Source organism: Bradyrhizobium sp. 1200_D9_N1_1, from assembly GCF_052075915.1.
GTDB lineage: Bacteria > Pseudomonadota > Alphaproteobacteria > Rhizobiales > Xanthobacteraceae > Bradyrhizobium > Bradyrhizobium diazoefficiens.
Map to the genome: position 1 here is coordinate 2,743,299 of NZ_CP197226.1, position 21,961 is coordinate 2,765,259.

Sequence of the window (21,961 nt, forward strand, 5' to 3'; positions counted from 1 at the left end):
CCGCAAGCAGCCGCGTTCTCTCGAATGCGATTGCGCCGGACGGGTATCCGCGAAAAGCGCTTGACCCAGGCATCGCCGGATGGTCGGTAGGATCGTCTAGGGATGAAATAAACACAACATGCGGCTTCCGTTCTTCTACGGCTGGGTCGTGGTCGCGGTGACGTTTGTCACCATGGCCATCGGCGTCAACGCGCGCACCGCGTTCTCGCTGTTCTTTCCGCCGATCATCTCCGAATTCGGCTGGGAGCGCGGCGTCACCGCCGGCGCCTTCTCGTTCGGCTTCGTGGTGTCGGGCGTGGTCAGCCCGCTGATCGGTCGCCTGATGGACCGCGCCGGTCCCCGCGCGGTGATGGAGCTCGGCGTCGCGCTGATGGGCGGCGGGCTGCTGCTCGCTCCGCTCACCAGCGAGCCCTGGCATCTCTACGTGACCATCGGCGTCATGGTCGGCGCCGGCAGCGTCTGTCTCGGCTATTCCGGCCAGTCGCTGTTCCTTCCGAACTGGTTCATCCGCAAGCGCGGTTTCGCCATCGGCATCGCCTTTGCCGGCGTCGGCATCGGCTCGGTGACGCTGCTGCCATGGGTGCAGCACATGATCGAAGAGACCGGCTGGCGCACGGCCTGCACCGCGATGGGCCTGCTCATCCTGATAGTGCTGGCGCCGATCAATCTGTTCCTGCACAAACGCCCCGAGGATATCGGCCGTCGGCCGGATGGCGACGCCGCGCCGGTCGCAGGCGCTGCAAAGCCGGTCTCCAACATCGTCGATCCCGTCTGGGTCGGCACCGAGTGGACGCTCAAACGCGCGGTCGGGACGGCGCGGTTCTGGTGGATCGCGGTCGGCTATTTCTCCGGCCTGTACATCTGGTACGCGGTGCAGGTGCACCAGACCAAGTTCCTGCTCGATATCGGCTTCAGCCCCGGTGTCGCGGTGTGGGCGCTCGGCATCGTCAGCCTGCTCGGCATTCCCGGCCAGATCGTGCTGGGCCATGTTTCCGATCGCATTGGACGGGAATGGGTCTGGGCCATCAGCTGCGCAGGCTTTGCGATCTGTTTCGCGGCACTGATGGCGCTGAAGTTCCAGCCTTCGCTCTGGCTCGTCTATCTCATGGTGTTCGCGCAAGGCGCGCTCGGCTACGGCCTCACCTCGATCATGGGCGCGGTGGTGTTCGAGATCTTCCAGGGCAAACACCAGGGCAGCATCTTCGGTACGATCATGCTGGCGGCCCTGGCCGGCGGCGCGGCCGGTCCCTGGCTCACGGGTTTTCTCCATGATCGCACGGGCGATTACACGCTCGCCTTCGCGATCGCCATGGTCGTGAGCGGCTTGTCGGCGCTGTCGGTATGGCGGGCATCGCCGGGCAAGGTGCGGGCCGTGGCCGGACGGCTGCATAAGCTCCAGGGCGGACGCGCACAGTAGGTTCCGCACACATCGGATTGCCTTCGTCTCTTTGGCGGACCGTTAAGCATGTCGCGCCTTGGCGGGGCGCGGCGGGACCGCAAAAACGTCTTGGACACCATCGAAGCGCTAGCCTCGACCGATTTCCGCCGGGTCCAACGATGTCTGCCTCCGATTGTCTCGTGACAGAAACTCCGCAACTGCTGCTGGCTGCGCTCGAACGTGCCGACGATGGCGTCGTCATCGTGGATGACACGCAGCGCATCATCCACTTCAACACCGCCGCGGAGCGGATCTGGAAGCTTTCGCGCACCGAGGTGCTCGGTCGCGATGCCGCCGTTCTCACGCTCAAATGCCTCCAGGCCGACGCGGTCACGGATTTCCGCGACGAGATCAGCCTCATGCGGCGCGACGGCAGCCGCATCAAGGTAGCCATCACGCTGTCCTCCGCGACCATCGATGGCGCGGTCCATCGCATCGTGTTCGCACGCGACGTCACCGCGGAGGCCGAGCGCCGTGCGCGGATCGCGCTTCTCCACGCCGTCTCCGACCAGACCAACCGCGTGGTGATCATCACCGACACCGAGCAGAACATTGTCTACGTCAATTCGGCGTTCACTTCGCTGTTCGGCTATACCAGCGAGGAGGCCGAAGGTCGCCGCGCGGGCGAGCTCATCGCCGGCCGCCACACCGATCGCAAGGCCGTCGCCAAACTCGTCAAGCGTCTGATGCATGGCGACCGCCGCGGCGAGGCCGAGGTGCTCGCCTACGACAAGGACGGTGAGGAGATCTGGGTCTGCGCCCGGATCGATGCCTTCCGCGACAAGAAGGGCCGGGTCAAGCACATCTTCGCGCTGCTCGAGGACATCACCGAGACCAAGCAGCTCCGCTCGCTCCAGCAGCTCATCATGAGTGCGCTGGCCGACGAGGTCCCGATCGCCGAGATCGCCGACCGGCTGTGTCGCCGCGTCGAGGAGATTGCGCCCGACGTCGTCTGCTCGCTGCTTCACGTCGATGCCGCGGGCCTGATCCACCCGCTCGGCGGTCCCAGCTTGCCCGAGGACTATTGTCGCGCATTGGACGGCGTTGCGATCGGCCCCAATGTCGGCTCCTGCGGAACGGCTGCCTACTATGGCGAGCCGGTTCTGGCTGAAGATCTCGACACCGATCCGCGCTGGCAGCCCTACAAGGCGATGCCGCTCGGGATTGGCCTGCGCGCCTGCTGGTCGACCCCGGTCAAGGCCAAGGACGGCCGGGTCATCGCCACCTTCGCCTTCTACTATCGGGAACCGCGCGCGCCGAGCAACTGGCACCGGCGCATCGTCGATGCCTGCGTCAACCTCGGTGCGTTTGCGATCGAGCGCAAGGAGGCACGCGCGGAGATCGCGCGGCTCGCCTATCACGACATCCTCACCGGCCTGCCCAACCGCGCGCAGCTGCGGCACCTGATCTCGGCCGCGATCGACGCCTGTCCGACCGGCAGCCACGTCGCGCTGGCCTTCCTCGACGTCGACCATTTCAAGGACGTCAACGATACGCTCGGCCACGCCGCCGGCGACGAGCTCCTGATCCAGCTCGCGCAGCGCCTGCGCGAGCAGATCGGGCCGGAAGACATCCTGGGCCGGCTCGGCGGCGATGAATTCGTCGTGCTGCTGCCCCATCGCGACGCCGAGGGTGCGGAGCGTGTCGCGACCGGGATCACCGAGGCGCTGGCTGCGCCGTTGCGGCTCGGCTCCCGGCAGATGCAGATGTCGGCCAGCATCGGCATCAGCCTCTATCCCGATCATGCGACCGACATCGACACCTTGATGCAGCAGGCGGACGCCGCCATGTACATGGCCAAGCAGGCGGGACGTTCGACCCATCGGCTGTTCAGCGCCGAGATGAACGGGTTGACCGAGCAGCGGCTGGCGCTGATCGCCGCGCTGCGGCGCGCCATTGCGGAGGGCGAGCTCACGCTCAGCTACCAGCCGCAGATCCGCAGCTGCGACGGCGCGATCCACGGCCTCGAGGCGCTGGCGCGCTGGCACGATGCCGAACTCGGCGACGTCTCGCCGGCAAAGTTCATCCCGCTCGCCGAGGAATGCGGCCTGATCGAGCAGATCGGCCTGTGGTCGGTGCGCGAGGCATGCCGGCAGATGGCGAGCTGGCGCCGCGCCGGGCTCAGCATTCCCTGCGTGTCGGTGAACCTGTCGCCGATCAATTTCCGCAACGTCACGCTGGCGGCGCGGCTGGCCGACATTCTCGCCGAATACGGGCTGCCGCCGGACGCGCTGATGCTGGAGATCACCGAGGGCGCGTTCATGCAGGACAGCGTCGCCGCGCTCGAGACGATGAACGCGATCCGCGAGCTCGGCGTCGGGCTCTCGGTGGACGATTTCGGCACCGGCTATTCGAGCCTCAGCCGTCTCGCGCACCTGCCGATCCGCGAGCTCAAGATCGACCGCAGTTTCATGCGCGACATCGAGACGGACGCCGGCGCGCTCGCGATCGCCACCGCCGTGGTGCGCGTGGGGCAGGGTCTCGGCATGACCGTCGTCGCCGAGGGCGTCGAGACCGAGGCGCAGCGCAAATTGCTGGCCGATCTCGGTTGCGACGTCGTGCAAGGCTTCCTCTACGCGCCCGCGCTTCCCCCGGTCGCGTTCGAGCGCTGGCTGATCGAGCACTGCGCCGAGCAGGCGAGGGCGATGCTGGGGCGGCTCGATGTTGCGCCGGCAGATCGCGAGGTGGTGAAGCGCTCGGCGTAGAGCGTGGACTCCTCACTAATCGGCCCGCGAAGGCGTGCGATGTCCAAATGTGCGGTGCATCGTTCGCGTGGCACCAATCGACATCCGCCGGAGACGGGCCGCCGGCGTCGGCGCACAGCGCCGGGCGGCGATCGTGGTTTACGCCACCGCGGTGATCAAAACAATCCGGGGCTCAAATCCAGGCCATCAGTGAGCGAGAGCACGAACACGAAAGCGCACGCTCCGGCCAGCAGCAGGGCGTGTTTCGCCACGTCGGCGCGGGTGACCGAGACGACCGTCCGGGAAATCGCGTTTATGATTGCTGTCACGTCGGCCTCTCGATCTTTCACACTCAATGAAGCAGCTTCCGCCGCCGGCACCGTCAGTCGGCCCAGGCTGCGACGACCAAGGGAGGATCACTTTGCGCGGGTGCCGCGCGCGCGATGAGGACGCCGCCAATCACGTGAACGACGCCGAATCCTAGAAGAACGAGGACCATCAGCTGTGTTTCGCTCAATCGTCCCGCGTTCTTGCCCCTTCGCTTGCTCAGCATCTGACGAGCGAGCGTTTTCGTATCCGGCGATGGCGTCGGGTCGCAAAGGTTGGTTTCGACCCGATCGAAACCGAGATGCCGGTAGCGATGAATGACGTTGATTGCCTCTCGGCGGCGAGATTCGTGAAGTGCAGCAATGATCGTTGATGCCAGGGAGCTCCGCGGTAGCGCGGGTACGTCGGTCTTCATGGCTAGTCTCCTGATGCTGCGCGGGTGGGCGCGTGCGCCGGGCCCGCCTGAAACGATTGAAACCTGCATCGAAATCCGCCGCCGAGGCGGCTCTGGCTCTCGCAGCGGCAAAGGCCCTCAGCGCGACGCCGATTCCGGCGAGGGCAACAAAGAGAATGACGCCGATTGCTGGTCGCATCCGGCTGGGCTGCGCCTGAGCAGGACCGGCTCCCAGAAGAATCGGGTGGTTTCGGACGTCGCCTCGTGCGGGCAAATCCCGATGTCTCTGAGGTATTCGGGCTTGTGCCTGAGGTCGGCAAGCAGCTCCGCCCTGAAGCGGGCGCGCTGGTACCAGGTGACGAACAGCGTGAGGGGCGCCAAACCGCGCAGATCAAAATCCTTTGCGGGGGGAATGGTGTCGGACATTTGCACTTGGGACTTTGCCCGGGGCGCATTCGCGGCCTCAGGAAATGACGCGCGACGACCTCTGGGCTTTGCGGCTTCACCGCAGTCGTGAACTTGATCGTTCAGATGGGTCAATGCGATCTCCTGTTTGATGGCCGTTGTGAAGCCGGAGTCCATCAGTCGTCTCCGAAAAGGAGCGGTGCGACCGGAGGTGCCGAGTCCGAAGCCGCCCCGGCACTCGGAGCGGCAAGGGCCGTCAGCGCGACGTCGATCCCCGCAAGGACCACGAAAAGAACTGCGACCGCCGCTAGGAGGTGACGCGCGCGCATGACCGCTTTCCGGATGAAATTGCCGAGCGTCGGTTCACCATTCGGCATCCCGTCGCAATGCGATCAAAACCTGCAGGGGTCTTCGCCGGCGTTATTCAATCGTCATCGGCGCGTTAATAATGTTCGCAAGGGTGGCAATTGCTGTAGAGTGTATACCAAATGGGTGCGTCTGATTGAATCGGAGGCGGAGTGGCCACAACTACATCTGCGGCGTGCCCAATCTTTAGTCTCTCGCTTCTGGGACGTTTCGTACTGACAGGGCCGGATGGCGCCGTCAGCCTGCCGAACAAGAAGCTCGCGGGGTTGCTGGCCTTTCTGGCCTGCATGGCTCCTGACCCGCAGTCACGCGAAAAACTGTCGACCTTGCTGTGGGGATCTCACCTCGATGCGCAAGCGAAGCAAAATCTGCGACAAGCGCTCTTCAAGCTACGTCAAATCCTGGGTCAGGATGCGCTGAGGAGCGATGGCGAACTCGTGTCGCTGAATGCCATGGTGATCGCATGCGATGTGAGCCAGTTTGAGGAGCTTGTCCAGGACGGCAGCCGTGATGCATTGAGTGCGGCGGCGGACCTCTATCGTGGGCGCCTGGCTGATGACATCAGCGTCGGCGAAGAAAGCTGGAGCGAATGGGTAGCCGGCGAACGCGAGCGGTTATCGGAGCTGGCTCTGGGCGCTATGGTGACGCTCGGCGGGCATGAGCTGTCCGAGGGGCGTGCGGAGCAAGCCCTGCGAACCGGCCAGCGCGCCAATGCACTCAATAACCTGCGCGAAGATTCGCATCGCTTGATCATGCGCGCTTTGTCCGCAACGGGACGTAACGCCGAGGCGCTCAAATACTATCGGGACGTCGTTGCCTTGCTGAAGCGCGAGCTGAGCACCGAGCCCGATCTGGCAACCAGGTCGCTGGCCGCGGAACTGCGCAGCAATCACCCGCAGAACGCCGCGCCGGCTGCCGGTGAGGTCGCGCCGGAGGCCTCACCCCCGCCGGCGCTCGTCATGCACGGCGAGAGGCCGTCCTTGGTGGTTCTGCCGTTCAGCAACATGAGCGGTGACCCCGAGCAGGACTATTTCGCCGACGGCGTCACTGCGGACATCATCACGGCCTTGTCGCGCTTTCGCGCCCTTGTGGTGATTGCACGCGGGACGAGCTTTGCCCTCCGGGACAAGGGAATGACCAGCCAGCAGATTGCGCAACAACTCGGTGTCCAATACGTCTTGAGCGGCCAAATTCGCAAGGCCGGCAACCGCATTCGCGTGTCGGCCGAGCTGACCCATAGCGGCAGCGAGGCTCAGGTCTGGTCCGATCGCTATGACCGCCCGCTGACCGACATCTTCGATCTGCAGGATGACGTCAGCAGCAGCGTCGCTGCGGTCGTCGATCCCGCCGTTCGCAGCGCCGAAATCGAACGCGCGCGTCGCAAGCCGCCAACCAATCTTTCTGCTTACGATCTCTACTTGCGTGCCCTTCACCACCTCTGGGGCGGCACCCGTGAGGATATCACCAAGGCGATCGACCTGCTTCGACAGTCTCTCAGCCTTGATGAGGCGCGCTCGCCGACGCTCGCGGCGCTCGCCTGGGGACTCGTCATGGCTTCGCCGCTTGGCGCACACACGTCGCCGGACGCCACGACCGAGGCGCTCAGTCTCGCGCGTCGCGCGGTCGAGCAGGACGGTACGGACGCCTTTGCCCATGCGGTGTATGGCTTCACACTGTTTGGGCCGGCCGGCGACAACGATCAGGGGCGTATTCATGCCGTCGAGGCCGTGAGGCTCAATCCCAGTTCGGCTTTCGCGTGGGGTACGCTCGGAATGATCGATAGCATGGCAGGCGATTACGAGAACGCAGTCACATGCCTTCATCGTTCTCTCGTCCTCAGTCCCTACGACAGCATGCTGCATTTGTGGATGACAGGATTGACGGCGTCTTGCTTTGCGCTCGGGCGCCACGAGGATGGCATCGCCTGGGCACGCAAGTCGGTTCAGCACAATCCGGGCAATGGCACCGGCCATCGTATGTTGGCGGCCAATCTGGTCGCCGTCGGCCGCCTGGAAGAAGCCCGCGAGATCACGCGGCGTCGCGATGCAACACAAAAAACAACGATCCGCGATCTGCGCGCCATGCGCTTTTTCAAGCAAAACGATGCTCTCGAACGCTACCTTTCGGCCCAGCAGGTTGCCGGTGTGGCCGATTGAGCGTCAAGCGCCGAGTGCAACGAGAAGCGTGCGACCGGTCATGAAGACGAGGATGAGCGAACCGACCGTCCACAGTGTCGCGCGAACTTCGTGGATTTGGCCCGTGAGATAGGCCAGAAAATGCAGCAGGCGTGAGGCAACGTAGCCGTAGAGCAGCCACTGCGCGAGCCGGAGCGACGGCTGCGTGAGGATATAGAGCAGACCCGCGACCAGGAAATACGGCAAGCTCTCGAGATCGTTCATCTGGATCCGGCGGATCCGCTCGACACGTTCGTTGGGAAGAAGCTGCGCTGGATCTGGCGCAGGATTCATCGGGGTCTTCTTGATATCCTCCGGCGAACGGTAGCCCCCCTTGGCTTGCACCATACGGATCACGGTCAGCCATGACATCGCCACGGCCTTCAAGATCATCAGGGTGGCGGCAACGACATACGTGGCGAAAAGGGGATCGTGAAGACTCATTCGGTCCAATTTGGCCCCCTTGTGACGTTTCCACGTGAGATGCGCGACCGCGCCGCGCCACCAGGCAAAGGACGTCACCCGTCCGCGTATAGCCCGGCGCGCTCGCGAACGCCACCGCCGTGGCGTGCGCGGGGCAGGGCGACATCGGCCGGGCAGCAAGAGACCGCCCGAAGGCGGTCTCGCACTCGGGAGAGAAGGCGTTCCGTCAGATATCAACCTGGATGGCCATGTTGGAGCGTACCCAATCGGATTGCCCAGCCTTTAGCCGCTTAGCCTGGAATTCTGCGAAAGCTGGATCGGCACCTAGTGCCGCCAAGGTGCGCCCATAAGCTTCTACGCTATCGAAGCGAGCGACGAAGGCGTAGTTCCCGACCTCGCCACCGATCACCGACCAATAGCTGACATCGGCCCCGTGTTTTTTCCAAAGTGTCGCGCCGTCCTTTGCAAGCTGTAAGATAGTCGCGAGATCGCTACCGGGCCTTGGATGCGAAACGAACTGCATGACAACTGCAGGCATTTTCCCCTCCAATGAAAAATGATGGCGCCAAACGACCCGGCTGGTCATTTGGTCCGAGGAGAATTCCAAACAGCGCGGCTCTCGCGCTTGATCTGGATCAACTCAATTTCTCCAGCCTGACGGCAGGCTGCCCGCTCTTGCGCCGCGGCATTGCATGGAGATCGCCCATGATCGAGCAGCGCAATCGAGTTGTTCAGGTCAGCCGCTTCGGTGATCCCGAGACACTGGAAGTTGTCGATACCCGCCTGCCGACCGCCGGCCGGGGCGAGGTGCGCGTTCGCGTACTCGCGTCGAGCCTCAGCTACACCGAGGTATTGATCAGGCGGCATCTGTACCCGCAAACGATGCGCCTCCGGCCGCCATTCGTCATGGGATACGACGTGGTGGGGGCAATCGATCAGCTCGGCGAAGGCGTGCACGACTTTCAGATTGGCGACCGTGTGGCCGACATGACGGTGGTCGGGTCAAACGCCGAGTATCGCACGCTTCGGGCGGACGACTTGGCCCGCGTGCCGGTTGGCGTGGACGCCGCTGAAGCGGCCGCGCTGATCTTGAGCTGGACGACCGCGTACCAGCTTCTGCACCGCGCGGCCAAGGTCCAGCGAGGCCAACGTGTGCTCGTGCACGGCGCCGCCGGCGCGGTCGGCCAGGCGCTGCTCGTGCTCGGGAGACTGGCGGGCCTCGAGCTGTGGGGCACGGTGCGCGGCGAGCATATGGCGCTCGTCCGGGAGCTCGGGGCAACGCCGATCGACTACCAGCATGAGGACTTCACGCGGGTTCTGCCGGGCGGGTTCGATGTCATCGTCGACGGGGTCGGCGAAGACGGCTATCGCCGCTCATACGCGGCGCTCAAGCCAGGCGGCCTGCTCTGCGCCATCGGCTTCTCGGCGAGCGTGCAGGCACGGCGTCGGATGCTCCCTATCTTGATGGAGATCGCGCGCCTCTATCTGTGGAGATTATTGCCCGGCGGCAAGCGAGCCCGCTTTTACTCGGTAAATGCCATGCGGGCGCGACATCCCACCTGGTTCAAGGAGGACCTGGAGGAATTGTTCGAGCTTCTGGCAGAAGGGGCCATCCGGCCGCGCATCGCCGAGCGGATCTCCTTCGACGAGGTCGCCGAAGCTCACCGTCGCCTCGAGGCTGGCGGTCTCGAGGGCAAGCTCGTGCTGTGCCCGGATCTCTCCTCGCGACGCAGCCAGCGCTCCGCCTGACGCCGTGCGACGCTGCCCGGGCGTTTCCGCTACGGTCAGGACCGCCGCTCGGAATGACCGCCAACAACTTCCATTCGAACCCAAGACGCCGAGCCGGCTGTGAGCATGATGATCGGCAGGAACGGGCCAAAAGTAGCCCTTACGGTCCGGCTCGCCCTGAGCGAAGCCGGATCGCTCGCCGACCAGGGAGTGGCTCACTTCCGGGGCTCAACGACTGTCTTTGTTGATCCGTCCGGCGCTGCCTGCATCCCCGGTGGGCTTTGACCTTGCGGACTTTCCGGCTGCGCACCACCCGACTTTGTTTCAATCGGTCCGGTCCAACCTTGCGGCTGCAATTGACCTTTTTCTTCCGGCGCCGAGCGCCCAGTCGGCGTGTTCAAGTCTTTCTTCGGATCGGCTTGCGCTGTCGCAAATCCGCACGACACGGCCCAGCAAATCGTCGTTATCAGAATAATCCTCACGGCGACCTCCGCTTGGCTGAATGTAACAAACAGGCTGGGCCACCCTTCAGTTCCGTATTGCAATGCGAGCGAACGACCGATCGAAGAAGAATGTCCGCTTCGGGTCCAGTCGCGTCGGTTCGAGAGGACACCGAGGACTTCCGATCAAGCCTGGTGAACTGACATGATCAGCACTGGTCAGCTTGTCTCAAACGGGCCAATAGGTGACATTCGAGATGGAAGGTCGCCAATGTCGGCAAGCGAATAGCCTTCACGTTATTGCTCCCGCACGCCTCCCTTCCTTAGCCCATCGAGAATTTCATCAAATTCCCGACGAAACTGCGGGTTGCTTGAGTATCCGTAGCCAAACTCACGGAACCACTGGATCGTGAAATCTGGTCGGATCTTGTTCAATTCAGTCAAGCTCTGCCGCGCCGGCTCCAATTGCCCGCTGGCTCCGTAAGCCGAGACCAGATCTACATAGGCGTACCAGAATGCGTTGTTTATGTTGATCACTCGCCTGCAGTCCTTGGTGGCTTCTTCATATTCCTGAAGGTGCAGGTGTGCATGGCAAAGGTTGTAATACCAAGAGACGGCAATCGGATCTTTCGGGCTGAGGCGGAGTGCCAGCTGAAGCGGCGAGAACGCTTCGCGGGCCCGCCCGGAGAGGATGAGTGCAAGTCCTTTCTGAGCGTAGGCGATCGGGAAATTTGGATTGATTTCAAGCGCAGCGTCGTATTCAGGCAACGCCTCCTCAGGGCGCCCAAATACTCGAAGAGTGTCCCCCTTTACCACGTAGGCCAACGCGTTTGACGAGCTTTTCGCAAGCGCCCTGTCGATGAGATCAGTCGCTATTTCTTTATCTTCGGCCATGGAGGTCGACCACCTGAAGCCCGCAGCAATGGCTAAGCACCATGCTTTCGCGATCATTGCATCGACGTTATCCGGATCGAGATGCAACGCACGGTCGAACAGGTCCTTTGCCTGCGCGATTTCCGTCTTCGACCGGGGCTCATAGAACTTTGCCCAGCCGCGCATCGTGAAGTCCATGGCGTCTGGATTTCTGGATTGGTCCTTTTCGCTGCGGCGGCTTTCGGCTTGCATGAGTTCAATGTTTAGCGAGCGTGCGAGCCGTCCCGTGATCTGGTCCTGCAAGGCGGCGAGGTTCGTGCGATCGCCGTCGAAGCGATCGGACCAGATGTCGCGACCGCTTGCGGCATCCGTAAGCGACACGTTGACCCGGATCTGATCTCCGTTGCGCCGCACGGCGCCCTGTACCGCCCATCGGATGCCGAGCTCCTTGCCGAGCGTCTTAAAGTCGATCTGCTTGTTCTTGAATGTAAAGGCCGTTCCCCGTCCGATGACGAAAGCGCCGGGCATTTGCGCGAGATCGGTTGTCAGATCGGTCGTAATACTATCGGCGAAGTAGTCCTGCTCCGGATCGTTGTTGAGGTTTGCAAATGGCAGGACGACGAGAGACAACCGGGGAGCAACGTCAGGCCTGGCCGTAGCCTCTCTTTGCGTCTGTTGCTTGTCCGGAAACACATCGGTGCGGAGCGTCTTCCACACAGTCCAGTAGCCGACGAGACCACCCGCGATCGCGCCGATAGCGGCGATCGAGGCGAGCGCTCCGCCGATCAACTGCAATCGCGCCCGGAGGCGACTCTTTAGATTGCGAAGATCGCGATCGGATGGTGGTTTCCCCAATTGCTCCTTATCGGATGTCGCTTTGTCCGGTTGCTCGTTATCGGATGTCGGTTTGTCCGGTAGATCGGTGGAGACTTCCGAGTTCGTCATCGTTGCCTCCGCGCAGGAGCCAAACGTCCGGATTCCAAAAACTAGCAGATTTTCGCGGCTTTGGGTTGGTCAAGGTTGCTGACAAGTTCAAGCCTCTCTCAAGTTGTCGCTTGGACAATCGCCCCAGCCGCTGTCACTCCGCCGCCAACCCCGTCCTCCGCCGCAAATCCGTAATCGCGCGCAGAAAACTGTCGGCCGGCGTCGTCTCCGGATCGATCAGCCGGTGCAGGCGAAAGCCGTCTTCCAGCGCCAGCACGACGGAGGCCATCCACGGCGGGTTGAGCGCGTTGTTCTTGCCGTTGCTCTTCAACGTCGCCTCGACGATGTCGGCGATCAGCTTGCGCCGCGCGCGCAGGCGTTTGGCAAGCTCCGGCCGGCGCTTCTCGGCGCGCGCGACGTAGAGGATCATCTCCATGTGCAAGAGCGGCGAGCGGCCGAGCGGATCCTGCCGGCTGCGGTCCATCGTTCGCAGCGCCGCGATGAAATCGTCGAGATTGTCGTGCTGCGCGAGGATGTCCATATTGCGCCGGATCGACTGCTCCACATGGTCCTCGAGCATGGCGATGATCAATTCGTCCTTGCTGTTGAAGTTGGAATAGAACGCGCCGCGGGTGAAGCCGGCCGCGGCCGCGATCGCCTCGATGCTGGCGCCGCCGATGCCGTCTTCCTCGAACACCCGCGCGGCCGCCTCGAACAGTCTGTCGCGCGTGTCGTCCCTGGTCGGCCTGGTTCTCACCCTTGACATCGGACCAGGTTAGGGCAGAATGCAATTCGATACAACAATGTATCGAGTTGATAATTTCAGGGGATGGTTACGCCGGGCAGTGGGGCTGCGATCGGCGTATTCGTGTCATGCGGCAACCGATTTGAGGTCACCATGAACGAGCAAGCGCAACCTGCCGGCGGCGATCCGCTGTTCAATCCGCTGTCGCCGGACTTCATCCGCAACCCCTATCCGCATTACGACCGGCTGCGCGCGATCGATCCGATCCATGTGACGCCGTTCGGCCAGTTCGTCGCCAGTCGCCACGCCGATGTCAGCCTCGTGATGCGCGACAAGCGCTTCGGCAAGGATTTCGTCGAGCGGTCCAAGCGCCGTTACAGCGAAAAGATCATGGACGAGCCGGTGTTCCGCAGCATGAGCCACTGGATGCTGCAGGCCGATCCGCCCGACCACACCCGCCTGCGCGGCCTCGTGGTGAAGGCCTTCACCGCGCGGCGCGTCGAGGACATGCGGCCGCGGATCCAGGAGATCGTCGACCAGGCCATCGACGCCGTGATCGACCGCGGCCACATGGACCTGATCGAGGATTTCGCCTTCCGCCTGCCCGTCACCATCATCTGCGACATGCTGGGAATCCCCGAGGACCATCGCGAGGTCTTCTACAAGAGCTCGCGCGACGGCGGGCGACTGCTCGACCCCGTGCCGCTCACGCCGGAGGAGATCGCGAAGGGCAACGCCGGCAACATGATGGCGCAGATGTATTTCCAGCAGCTGTTCGAGCTGCGCCGCCGCAATCCCGCCGACGACCTCACCACCCAGCTGGTGCAGGCCGAGGAAGACGGCAACAAGCTCACCAACGAGGAGCTGACCGCCAACATCATCCTGTTGTTCGGCGCCGGCCACGAGACCACCGTCAATCTGATCGGCAACGGCCTGCTCGCGCTGCATCGCAACCCGGACCAGCTCGCGCTGCTCAAGGCCCGGCCGGAGCTGATGGTCAATGCGATCGAGGAATTCCTGCGCTACGATTCCTCGGTGCAGATGACCGGGCGCGTCACGCTCGAGGATATCGACGATCTCGGCGGCAGGAAAATCCCCAAGGGCGAGACCGTGCTGTGCCTGCTCGGCTCGGCCAACCGCGATCCGGCGGTCTATCCCGATCGCCCCGACCGGCTCGACGTCACCCGTCCCAACGTCAAGCCGCTGTCGTTCGGCGGCGGCATCCATTTCTGCCTCGGGGCCCAATTGGCGCGGATCGAGGCCGAGATCGCCATCGCCACGCTGTTGCGCCGGCTGCCGGATCTGCGCATCGACGACGTCGAGAACCCGGAATGGCGGCCGACCTTCGTGCTGCGCGGCCTGAAGAGCTTGCCGGCGAGCTGGTGAGGCGGCGCGCGTTAACCTCCGCGCGCAACAGTCGCTGTGACTTCGCCACACTTCCCCCTATATAAGGGGCTGTTCCGGCGCGCCTGAAGCCTTCCATGGGGCAAGGTTTGGCCCGGGTGCCGGTTTGGCCGAGGGGAGACCCGTGCAGACGACGCTGCTCGGATTGGCGATTGCCTTCATCATTGCGCTTCTGGCCGCGCTGATCGGGCCCTACTTCATCGACTGGAACCAGTTCAGGCCCCAGTTCGAGGCGGAGGCGGGCCGGATCATCGGCGTGCCGGTGCGGGTGGCGGGCGAGCTCGACGCGCGGCTGCTGCCGGCGCCGACGTTGCGGCTGCGCTCGGTCACCTTCGGCGGCAACAACGATCTCGGCCGCCTGCGCGCCGACAAGCTCGACGTCGAGTTCAGCCTGAGCGCGCTGATGCGCGGTGAATGGCGCGCCACCGAGCTGACTGTCAATGGCATGGCGGTCGATCTCGGCCTCGACGCGCGCGGGCGGGTCGATCTGCCGTCCACCGCGAGCGGCACCTTCAATCTGGCTTCGCTAGCGATCGAGCGCCTCAATCTCACCGGCCGCATCGCCCTGCACGATGCCGCCAGCCGCTCGACGCTGGAGCTGAGCGACATCGCCTTCTCCGGCGACGTCCGCTCGCTGGCCGGCTCGGTGCGCGGCGACGGCCGTTTCACCGCGGGCGGCACGCGCTACCCGTTCCGCATCTCCTCCGGCCCGAGCGCCGACGGCAGCGCCACGCGTCTGCACCTCAACATCGACCCCGGCGAGCGCGCCATCCTCGCCGATCTCGAAGGCGTGCTCGCCTTCGACAACCGCCTGCCGAAATTCGACGGCGCGCTGACGCTGGCCGTGCCGGCGGCGAAGAAGGCCGGCGAGGCCGGGCCGACGCCCTGGAAACTCACCGCAAAACTCAAGGCCGATCCCGCCGGCGCCAAGTTCGACCAGATCGACGCAAGCTTTGGCGCCGAGGACAATGCGTTGAAAGTCGGCGGCGTCGGCGATCTCAGGTTCGGCGCCTCGCCGCTGCTGCGCGCGGTGCTGTCGGCGCGCCAGATCGATGCCGACAAGCTGGCCGGCAAGGACGACGCCGAGCCGCTGCGCATCCTGCCGGCACTGCGCGCCGGCCTTGCCGCGATCCCGCAGGCGCCGATCCCGGCGCAGATCGAGTTCAACTCCGACCAGATCATGCTCGGTGGCCGGCCGCTCCAGAACATCGCGGCCGAGCTCAAGACCGACGGCCGGTCCTGGACCTTCCAGCGGCTCGAGCTGCGCGCGCCCGGCATGACGCAGCTCTCGCTCAACGGCGCGGCGCCCGGCGCCGACAGCTTCAGCGGCCGGCTCAGCGTCGAATCCTCCGATCCCGATACGCTGGTGGCCTGGCTCCAAGGCCGCAGCGAGGTCAACCGCCGCAGCACCCGGCCGCTGCGGCTTGCCGGCGACGTGACGATCGCCGCCAACCATCTCGCCATCGACAAGCTGAAGGCCGACATCGAAGGCGGCGCCATCGAGGGACGAATTGCTTTCGTCCAGACCGGCGCGAGCAAGGGCTCGCGGATCGATGCCGAGCTCAAGGCCGACCGTCTCGATCTCGACGCCGCTGCGAGCTTTGTGCGCGCGCTCGGCGGGCCGCAAGGCGAATGGCCGGAGGAGGCAAGGCTCTCGCTCGATGTCGGCCGTGCGATCTCCGCCGGCCAGGAGCTGCGGCCGTTCGCGGCGAAGCTCGGCTATGGACCGGCGTCGCTGTCGCTGGAGCAGTTGCGGTTCGGCCAGACCAGCGGGGTGACCACCGAGGCGAGCGGCAGCTTCGACCGTACCAAAGCCACCGGCAAGCTCGCGCTGAAATCCTCAGCCAATTCGCTGCGCGAGCTTACCGCGCTGATCGAGCCGTTTGCGCCTTCGGTGCGTACGCGCTTCGATGCGATCGCGCCGCTGCCCGGTGCGACCCGCCTGAAGCTCGACCTCAGCCTCGACAGGAACGCCGAGCATGCCGATCGCAGCGACGCCCGCGCCGTGTTCGATCTCGACGCGCCGCAGCTCAAGGCCACCGCGACGCTGGCCGCACAGACGCCGGTAGCGGCCGTCAACGGCATCGACATCGACCGCCTGCGCAACAGCGACTTCACGCTGGACTCGAAAGTCTCGACCCCGCAGGCCGGCGCATTGCTGGCCTTGCTCGGCCTCGATCGCGTGGTGGCCGCGGGCGAGGGCGCTTCGCAGTTCGAAGGCCGGTTGAGCGGTGCCTGGCGCCGTCCGCTGCAATTGAACGCAAAACTGAGCGGCGGCGGGCTGGACGCAGACGCGCAAGGCAGCGTCGAATTGTCCGCGCTGGAGCCGAAGGCGTCCGTGAATCTGCGCGTGCGCAATGTCAACCTCGCGCCGCTGTTCGGAACCGGCCCGGCCGGCAAATCGGCGCAGACCGTCAGCCTGTCCTCCCGGCTCTCTCTGTCCGGCAATCGCCTGACCTTCGACGATCTCGACGGCAGCGCGGCCGGCTCGCATCTGCGCGGTCGTCTGGCGGTCACGCTCGACCAGGAGAAGAGCATCGACGGCGAGGTAGGCCTCGACACGCTCGATCTTGCGCCGGCGCTCGCGCTTGCCGTCGGTGCGGCCGGACGCGATGCCGGCGAGCCGCTGAGCGCGGGGCTCCTCGGTGGCTGGCGCGGCCGCATCGCCTTCCAGGCGTTGCGCGGCACGTTGCCAGGCGGCGTCGAGCTGCGTCCCATCGGCGGGACGATCCGGAGCGACGGCCAGTCGCTCGCGCTCGATGCGCTCAAGGGCGGCGTCGGCGGCGGCGAGCTGTCGGCGAGTTTTGACGCGCGCAACGGCGCGAGTGGCGTTGCGCTGAACGCACGTATCGAGCTCAGCAATGTCGATGCGACCACGCTGCGCTACCGCGATCTTGCTTTGCCCAAGGGACGCGCCTCGGTGCAGATGGCACTGACCAGCCAGGGCCGCAGCGTCGCGGCGTTGACCGGCGCGCTCGCCGGCAACGGCACGGTGACGCTGGACTCTGCGGAAATCAGCGGCCTCAACCCGCGTGCGTTCGAGATCGCCATCCGCGCCAGCGACGGCGGTCAGGTCGCCGACGACAACAGGCTGCGGCAGCTGGTCGAACCCGCGCTGGCGGCGGGTCCCATTGCGGTCGCCTCGGCGCAGATCCCGTTCACGATCCGCGACGGACGGCTGCGCGTTGGTGCCACGCCGCTGGAAGCGAAGAACGCCCGCGCCATCGTCTCCGGCGGTTACGACATTCCCGCCGACCAGGCCGACATCCGCGCCAGCCTGACGCCGATCATGACCGGGCTCTCCGGCGCCCCGCCGGAGATCCAGTTGTTCGCGGCGGGCCCCCCCGACAAGCTCAACCGCACCGTCGATCTTGCGCCGCTGTCTTCGTGGCTCGCGGTGCGTACGATCGATCGCGAGACGCGCCGGCTCGATGCCATCGAGCGCGGCGAGCCGCCGCCGGCGACCGCGGCGCTACCGACGTTGGTGTCTCCGGATGCGGCGCCCGAGCAGGTGCCGGCCAACGTGCCGCTGCCGGGCCAGGATCCACGCCGCGCGCCGCCAAGGCCGAAAGCCGCGCCGACGCCGAAAGCGCCGCTGGCCGCGCCCGCAGCTCCAAGCCCGCCGCTCGCAAGTCAGCAGGTCGCGCCATTGCCGCCGCCGATCGAGGTGAGACCGGCGCCGGGCCCCGCGCCCGCAAAGCCCAAGCCGAAGCCGCCGCTGGTGCTGACGCCGTCGAACCCGTAAGCGCGAGTTTGTTTGGAGAGATCGGGCCGCGGGCCCTCTTAACCTCTCCCGCTTGCGGGATAGGTCGGCGCGAAGCGCCGGGTGAGGGTTCTTTCCATTAAGGGAGTCGCTCTGCGGAGACACCCTCTCCCCAGCCCTCTCCCGCAAGCGGGAGAGGGAGCGCACCTTCTCCCTTGCCCGCCGGTAAACCCATTCCATCGCATTTGAATGAATTCTCGTCGGCAAAACTGATCTGCCGACTTTACCGGATTCTCGCGTTTGTTCCCTAGTGTCGGGTGTCAGAGGAATTCGGCGTCGCGCCAGCACAGGCGGGATGGCTCGCCAAAGAACGACCAAGAACTGGGGTGATCGACATGAACGGGGCGAAAACGCTTCTACAGGATCTGGACGACGCGATCGCGCGCGGCACCGACGAAAGCCGGGCACGCGCGCTGTGGCATGCGACCGACATCCTGATCACCGGCCGCTACAGCGACGACGAGATCAGCATGTTCGGCGAGGTCATCGGCCGGCTTGCCGACGAGATCGAGGTTGCCGCGCGGACGCAGCTCTCCGAATTGATGGCGGCCTGCGATCACGCTCCGCTCAATGTCATCGAAAAGCTCGCTCTCGACGACGAGATCGCGGTCGCCGGTCCCGTGCTGCGCGACTCCACCCGTCTCGACGAGAAGATGCTGGTCGAGAGCGCCCTGACCAAGAGCCAGTCGCATCTGCTCGCGATTGCCCAGCGTAAATCCATCGGCGAGGCCGTGACCGACGTGCTGGTCAAGCGCGGCGACCAGGAGGTCGTGACGTCGGTCGCCAGGAACGAGGGCGCGCGCTTCTCCGGCTCGGGCCTGCTGCACATGGTCCGCCGCGCCGAGGGCGATTCGATTCTTGCCGAGCAGCTTGGCCTGCGCAAGGACGTGCCGCGCCACATCTTCCAGCAGCTCATCTCGAAAGCGTCGGAAGACGTCCGCCGCCGGCTCGAGAGCGAGCGCCCTGAGATGATGGCGCAGATCCAGAGCTCGGTGACAGAGGTCACCGGCGATCTGCAATCCAAGTTCGGCCCGTCCTCGCGCAGCTACTTCGTCGCCAAGCGCGTGGTGACGACGCAGTACCGCCAGGGCAACCTCAACCAGGACTCGATCTCGAACTATGCGCGCCAGCACCGCTTCGACGAGGTGCAGATCGGCCTGTCGCTGCTGTCGGCGCTGCCGGTCGACGTGATCGAGCGCGCGCTGATGGACCGCAACCGCGAGATGATCCTGGTGCTGTGCAAGGCGCTCAACTTCTCCTGGGACACGACGATGTCGCTGCTGTTCCTCGGCGCCAAGGATCATCTGATCACCGCGCGCGAGCTCCAGGACAACGAGCGCGAGTTCAGCCGGCTCAAGATCGAGACCTCGCGCAGCATCCTGAAGTTCTACCAGTCGCGCAAGACCGGCGCGGGTGCCGATGCGGGTCGTCAGCCCGAACTCCAGGTCCACTGAGCAAGTCCACTAGGCAAGGTCCACTGAGCATCACCCGGGAATTGGCAGGGGAGTATTTGCAAATGTTGCCTCAATTCGGCACCGCCGTCCGCAAGAAGAACCTCAACAATGCCTTCGGCGCCGATGCCGGCGGCGGAGCTCCGGACAAGGCCTCGGTCGACGCCGCCTGGCTCGTGCTGGAAGCCGCCAACGATCTCGGCGATCACGCCGCGATCGAAGCCTGCCGCCGCGTCATCGACGCCGAGCTGAACGGCACGGTCGCCGGCAGCTCGGATATCGATCTCGTGCTTGGGTATTTCAGGTAAGATACAACAGGTCTCGAGGGTGGGCAAAGGCGCACTTGCGCCGTGCCCACCATCTCTTCATGGTCGTAAAAAGTGCGTGGGCATACTGCGCTTTGCCCACCCTGCAAGCTGTGCAAGAAGCCCCCGGATTACGCTGCGCTCCATCCGGGCTATGCACTCGAGCGCGGCGGTGGTGATCGGTTTCACCGTCATTTCCGCAACGCAGCTCCACGATCCCGAACGGGCACTCGCCGAACAGGCGCGGTGGAGAGCATGCTATCATACCACCTGGGATAGCGCTCGCTGTCCCTGGATTCGGGAGAGATAGCCATGAAGACCTTCGCTTTCCTCGTGGTCGGGCTCGCTGTCACAACCCTTTCGATGCCGACAGCCAACGCTCAGTACAAATGCTCTTTCAGTAGCGGCACCATTTCGTCCGTCCCGTGCGCCAAGCGTTATGCCGTCAATTACGAAGCGTGCCGAAAATACGTCATCGAGCACGGTTCGAGCTCGGCTGACGCCATGTGGTGGTGTACGAGCCAAGGTTACACGAAATAGGGCTACACGAAGTAAAGCTACACCGAATGATTTGACGTCGACCGCGAGCAGGAGGCCGCCTCGGTGGCGGCCTCCTGCAACCGGGTGGAACGCTCAAGCGTTGGCGCCGCCGTCGACCGTCAATGTCGTGCCGGTGATGTACCTGGCCTTCGGGCTCGCCAGGAACGCCACGGCGCTCGCGATGTCATCCGTGGCGCCGTAGCGGCCGAGCGCCATGAACTGTTTCAGCGTCTCCGCGGTCGGGCCGTGCGCTGGATTCATGTCGGTGTCGATCGAGCCCGGTGCCACCAGGTTGACCGTGACGTCCCTGGGGCCGACTTCCCGCGCCAGCGCTTTCGTGAACGCTGATAGCGCCGACTTCGACGCCGCGTAGATGCCGAGCACCGGCGAAGGCACGCGGTCGGCGAAATAGCTGCCGATGGTGATGATGCGGCCGCCCTTGCCAAGGTGGCGCAGCGCGGCTTTGCTCGCGACGATCGGCGAACGGACGTTGACGTTCAGCAGCGCATCGACATCCCCAAGCGAAATGTCGTTGAGGCCGCCCAGGCGAAGAATTCCGGCGTTGTTGACCAGAATATCGAGTCCGCCCAGCGCAGCGACGGTCTTTTCGACCGAGGCCTGGACGGCGGCGACATCCGCGCTGTCGGCCTGGATCGCCACGGCTTTGCGTCCGCCGGCCTTGATGGCGTCAACCACCTTGGCGGCGCTGTCTGCGGACTTCTCATAGGTGATTGCGACGTCGGCGCCTTCCGCGGCGAGCGCTTTCGCAATGGCCGCACCAATACCCCTGCTTGCGCCCGTCACCAGGGCCCGTTTTCCTGCCAGCGTCATCTGTCTTCTCCAATTATGTAACGATCGACACAGAATATGTGGAGGCTTGATCGGCCGCGTCAAGCCAATTATGTGTTGATCATTACAGAAAGAGCTGCGATGGCGGGACGACCACGAGAATTTGACCGCGAGGCGGCACTCGAAGCCGCCATGTTGCTGTTCTGGCGCAAGGGGTTCGAGGCCGCCTCGATGCACGACCTCTGCGAAGCCATGGGCGTCCGCTCGCCGAGCCTCTATGCGGCCTTCGAGAGCAAGGAGGCGCTCTATCTTGCGGCGATCGAGCATTACGTCCTGACCTATGGGCCTCCGGTCTGGGACCGGCTTGGCGAAGGCGCGACCGCGCGGGCCGGCGTCGAGAACCTGCTGATCGGGGCGGCCGAGATCCTGCCGAAATCCCGCTCGGCACCGGCCGGCTGCATGGCCGTGCTGGGCGCCGTCAGCGACGAATGGCCGGCCTCGATCGCCCGCGCGATCAGAAAAGTCCGGCTCGACATGCTCGGCAATTTGCGCGCGCGGCTGGAGGCTGGCCTCGCCAATGGCGAGCTACCTGCCGCAACCGACATAGAGGCGTTGAGCCGGTTCTATCTCAGCGTCTTCCAGGGCATGGCCATCCAGGCCAAGGACGGCGCCACGCCGGCGGAGCTGAGAGGCGCAGCCAAGGCGGCGATGGTTGCGTGGCCGGGCGAGGGCTACAAGTAGCTACAATTCAATGCTGGCCGAGAAGGGTGCAGCCCGAAACCCACAGG

General features: G+C 64.7%; 18 protein-coding genes. 9 read left to right on the forward strand and 9 right to left on the reverse strand.

The genetic code is table 11. The annotated features are described in order from the left end of the window. Positions 1-118 precede the first annotated feature (118 nt). Positions 119-1,417, forward strand: a complete 1,299-nt coding sequence (locus tag AB5K84_RS13215; RefSeq protein ID WP_441232474.1) for an MFS transporter — start codon at positions 119-121, stop codon at positions 1,415-1,417. Between the two features lie 140 nt (positions 1,418-1,557). Beyond that, positions 1,558-4,143 (forward strand): EAL domain-containing protein, encoded by a 2,586-nt coding sequence (locus AB5K84_RS13220; RefSeq protein WP_441232475.1) that lies wholly within the window; start codon positions 1,558-1,560, stop codon positions 4,141-4,143. Between the two features lie 155 nt (positions 4,144-4,298). Here AB5K84_RS13220 and AB5K84_RS13225 read toward each other — a convergent pair whose 3' ends face one another. From AB5K84_RS13225 to AB5K84_RS13235, 3 genes are all read right to left on the reverse strand, one after another. Continuing rightward, complete coding sequence (locus tag AB5K84_RS13225) at positions 4,299-4,478, reverse strand: hypothetical protein (RefSeq protein WP_133415029.1); 180 nt, start codon at positions 4,476-4,478, stop codon at positions 4,299-4,301. Positions 4,479-4,504: 26 nt separating this feature from the next. Next, complete coding sequence (locus AB5K84_RS13230; protein ID WP_441232476.1) at positions 4,505-4,864, reverse strand: hypothetical protein; 360 nt, start codon at positions 4,862-4,864, stop codon at positions 4,505-4,507. Positions 4,865-4,981: 117 nt separating this feature from the next. After that, entirely contained in the window at positions 4,982-5,425 is a 444-nt protein-coding gene (locus tag AB5K84_RS13235; protein ID WP_441232477.1) for a hypothetical protein, read from the reverse strand. 341 nt (positions 5,426-5,766) lie between these two features. Between AB5K84_RS13235 and AB5K84_RS13240 the strand changes: the two genes are divergently transcribed. Next, positions 5,767-7,770, forward strand: a complete 2,004-nt coding sequence (locus AB5K84_RS13240; RefSeq protein WP_441232478.1) for a BTAD domain-containing putative transcriptional regulator — start codon at positions 5,767-5,769, stop codon at positions 7,768-7,770. A gap of 3 nt (positions 7,771-7,773) precedes the next feature. On the opposite strand, the gene AB5K84_RS13245 is transcribed toward AB5K84_RS13240, so the two are convergent. Both AB5K84_RS13245 and AB5K84_RS13250 read right to left on the reverse strand, forming a co-directional pair. After that, positions 7,774-8,310 carry an MAPEG family protein gene (locus AB5K84_RS13245; protein WP_011089282.1) on the reverse strand — a complete coding sequence of 179 codons (537 nt, stop codon included), beginning with the start codon at positions 8,308-8,310 and terminating at the stop codon, positions 7,774-7,776. Between the two features lie 127 nt (positions 8,311-8,437). Then, positions 8,438-8,749, reverse strand: coding sequence for a hypothetical protein (locus tag AB5K84_RS13250; RefSeq protein ID WP_231166563.1), 312 nt, complete (start codon positions 8,747-8,749; stop codon positions 8,438-8,440). 167 nt (positions 8,750-8,916) lie between these two features. Between AB5K84_RS13250 and AB5K84_RS13255 the strand changes: the two genes are divergently transcribed. After that, a complete protein-coding gene (locus AB5K84_RS13255; protein ID WP_441232479.1) occupies positions 8,917-9,960 on the forward strand; it encodes a medium chain dehydrogenase/reductase family protein in 1,044 nt (347 codons plus the stop codon). A 194-nt stretch (positions 9,961-10,154) separates the two neighbouring features. On the opposite strand, the gene AB5K84_RS13260 is transcribed toward AB5K84_RS13255, so the two are convergent. From AB5K84_RS13260 to AB5K84_RS13270, 3 genes are all read right to left on the reverse strand, one after another. After that, entirely contained in the window at positions 10,155-10,421 is a 267-nt protein-coding gene (locus AB5K84_RS13260) for a hypothetical protein (protein ID WP_129557363.1), read from the reverse strand. Between the two features lie 255 nt (positions 10,422-10,676). Further along, positions 10,677-12,197 (reverse strand): tetratricopeptide repeat protein, encoded by a 1,521-nt coding sequence (locus AB5K84_RS13265; protein ID WP_441232480.1) that lies wholly within the window; start codon positions 12,195-12,197, stop codon positions 10,677-10,679. 133 nt (positions 12,198-12,330) lie between these two features. Continuing rightward, positions 12,331-12,942, reverse strand: a complete 612-nt coding sequence (locus AB5K84_RS13270; protein ID WP_441232481.1) for a TetR/AcrR family transcriptional regulator — start codon at positions 12,940-12,942, stop codon at positions 12,331-12,333. A 132-nt stretch (positions 12,943-13,074) separates the two neighbouring features. Here AB5K84_RS13270 and AB5K84_RS13275 point away from each other — a divergent pair, with 132 nt between their 5' ends. The 4 genes from AB5K84_RS13275 to AB5K84_RS13290 all read left to right on the forward strand — a co-directional run bounded on the left by AB5K84_RS13275 (position 13,075) and on the right by AB5K84_RS13290 (position 19,847). Next, positions 13,075-14,307, forward strand: a complete 1,233-nt coding sequence (locus tag AB5K84_RS13275) for a cytochrome P450 (RefSeq protein WP_182872364.1) — start codon at positions 13,075-13,077, stop codon at positions 14,305-14,307. 142 nt (positions 14,308-14,449) lie between these two features. Beyond that, positions 14,450-18,070: an AsmA family protein gene (locus tag AB5K84_RS13280; protein WP_441232482.1), complete on the forward strand. Its 3,621-nt coding sequence runs from the start codon at positions 14,450-14,452 to the stop codon at positions 18,068-18,070. A 353-nt stretch (positions 18,071-18,423) separates the two neighbouring features. After that, positions 18,424-19,542, forward strand: a complete 1,119-nt coding sequence (locus tag AB5K84_RS13285; RefSeq protein ID WP_028176188.1) for a DUF2336 domain-containing protein — start codon at positions 18,424-18,426, stop codon at positions 19,540-19,542. A 62-nt stretch (positions 19,543-19,604) separates the two neighbouring features. Then, a complete protein-coding gene (locus AB5K84_RS13290) occupies positions 19,605-19,847 on the forward strand; it encodes a hypothetical protein (RefSeq protein ID WP_441232483.1) in 243 nt (80 codons plus the stop codon). A gap of 630 nt (positions 19,848-20,477) precedes the next feature. Here AB5K84_RS13290 and AB5K84_RS13295 read toward each other — a convergent pair. Beyond that, on the reverse strand, positions 20,478-21,215 hold the full coding sequence (locus AB5K84_RS13295) for a 3-oxoacyl-ACP reductase family protein (RefSeq protein WP_441232484.1): 738 nt from the start codon (positions 21,213-21,215) through the stop codon (positions 20,478-20,480). Positions 21,216-21,314: 99 nt separating this feature from the next. On the opposite strand from AB5K84_RS13295, the gene AB5K84_RS13300 reads away from it, so the two are divergent. Then, positions 21,315-21,914, forward strand: coding sequence for a TetR/AcrR family transcriptional regulator (locus tag AB5K84_RS13300; RefSeq protein WP_404521383.1), 600 nt, complete (start codon positions 21,315-21,317; stop codon positions 21,912-21,914). Positions 21,915-21,961 lie beyond the last annotated feature (47 nt).

What these genes read in the sequence shown, in the direction of transcription:
- AB5K84_RS13215 (WP_441232474.1), top strand. Translation starts at nt 119, where the DNA reads ATGCGGCTTCCGTTCTTCTACGGCTGGGTCGTGGTCGCGGTGACGTTT.
- AB5K84_RS13220 (WP_441232475.1), top strand. Translation starts at nt 1,558, where the DNA reads ATGTCTGCCTCCGATTGTCTCGTGACAGAAACTCCGCAACTGCTGCTG.
- AB5K84_RS13230 (WP_441232476.1), bottom strand. Translation starts at nt 4,864, where the DNA reads ATGAAGACCGACGTACCCGCGCTACCGCGGAGCTCCCTGGCATCAACG.
- AB5K84_RS13235 (WP_441232477.1), bottom strand. Translation starts at nt 5,425, where the DNA reads ATGGACTCCGGCTTCACAACGGCCATCAAACAGGAGATCGCATTGACC.
- AB5K84_RS13250 (WP_231166563.1), bottom strand. Translation starts at nt 8,749, where the DNA reads ATGCCTGCAGTTGTCATGCAGTTCGTTTCGCATCCAAGGCCCGGTAGC.
- AB5K84_RS13255 (WP_441232479.1), top strand. Translation starts at nt 8,917, where the DNA reads ATGATCGAGCAGCGCAATCGAGTTGTTCAGGTCAGCCGCTTCGGTGAT.
- AB5K84_RS13265 (WP_441232480.1), bottom strand. Translation starts at nt 12,197, where the DNA reads ATGACGAACTCGGAAGTCTCCACCGATCTACCGGACAAACCGACATCC.
- AB5K84_RS13270 (WP_441232481.1), bottom strand. Translation starts at nt 12,942, where the DNA reads ATGTCAAGGGTGAGAACCAGGCCGACCAGGGACGACACGCGCGACAGA.
- AB5K84_RS13275 (WP_182872364.1), top strand. Translation starts at nt 13,075, where the DNA reads ATGAACGAGCAAGCGCAACCTGCCGGCGGCGATCCGCTGTTCAATCCG.
- AB5K84_RS13285 (WP_028176188.1), top strand. Translation starts at nt 18,424, where the DNA reads ATGAACGGGGCGAAAACGCTTCTACAGGATCTGGACGACGCGATCGCG.
- AB5K84_RS13290 (WP_441232483.1), top strand. Translation starts at nt 19,605, where the DNA reads ATGTTGCCTCAATTCGGCACCGCCGTCCGCAAGAAGAACCTCAACAAT.
- AB5K84_RS13295 (WP_441232484.1), bottom strand. Translation starts at nt 21,215, where the DNA reads ATGACGCTGGCAGGAAAACGGGCCCTGGTGACGGGCGCAAGCAGGGGT.
- AB5K84_RS13300 (WP_404521383.1), top strand. Translation starts at nt 21,315, where the DNA reads ATGGCGGGACGACCACGAGAATTTGACCGCGAGGCGGCACTCGAAGCC.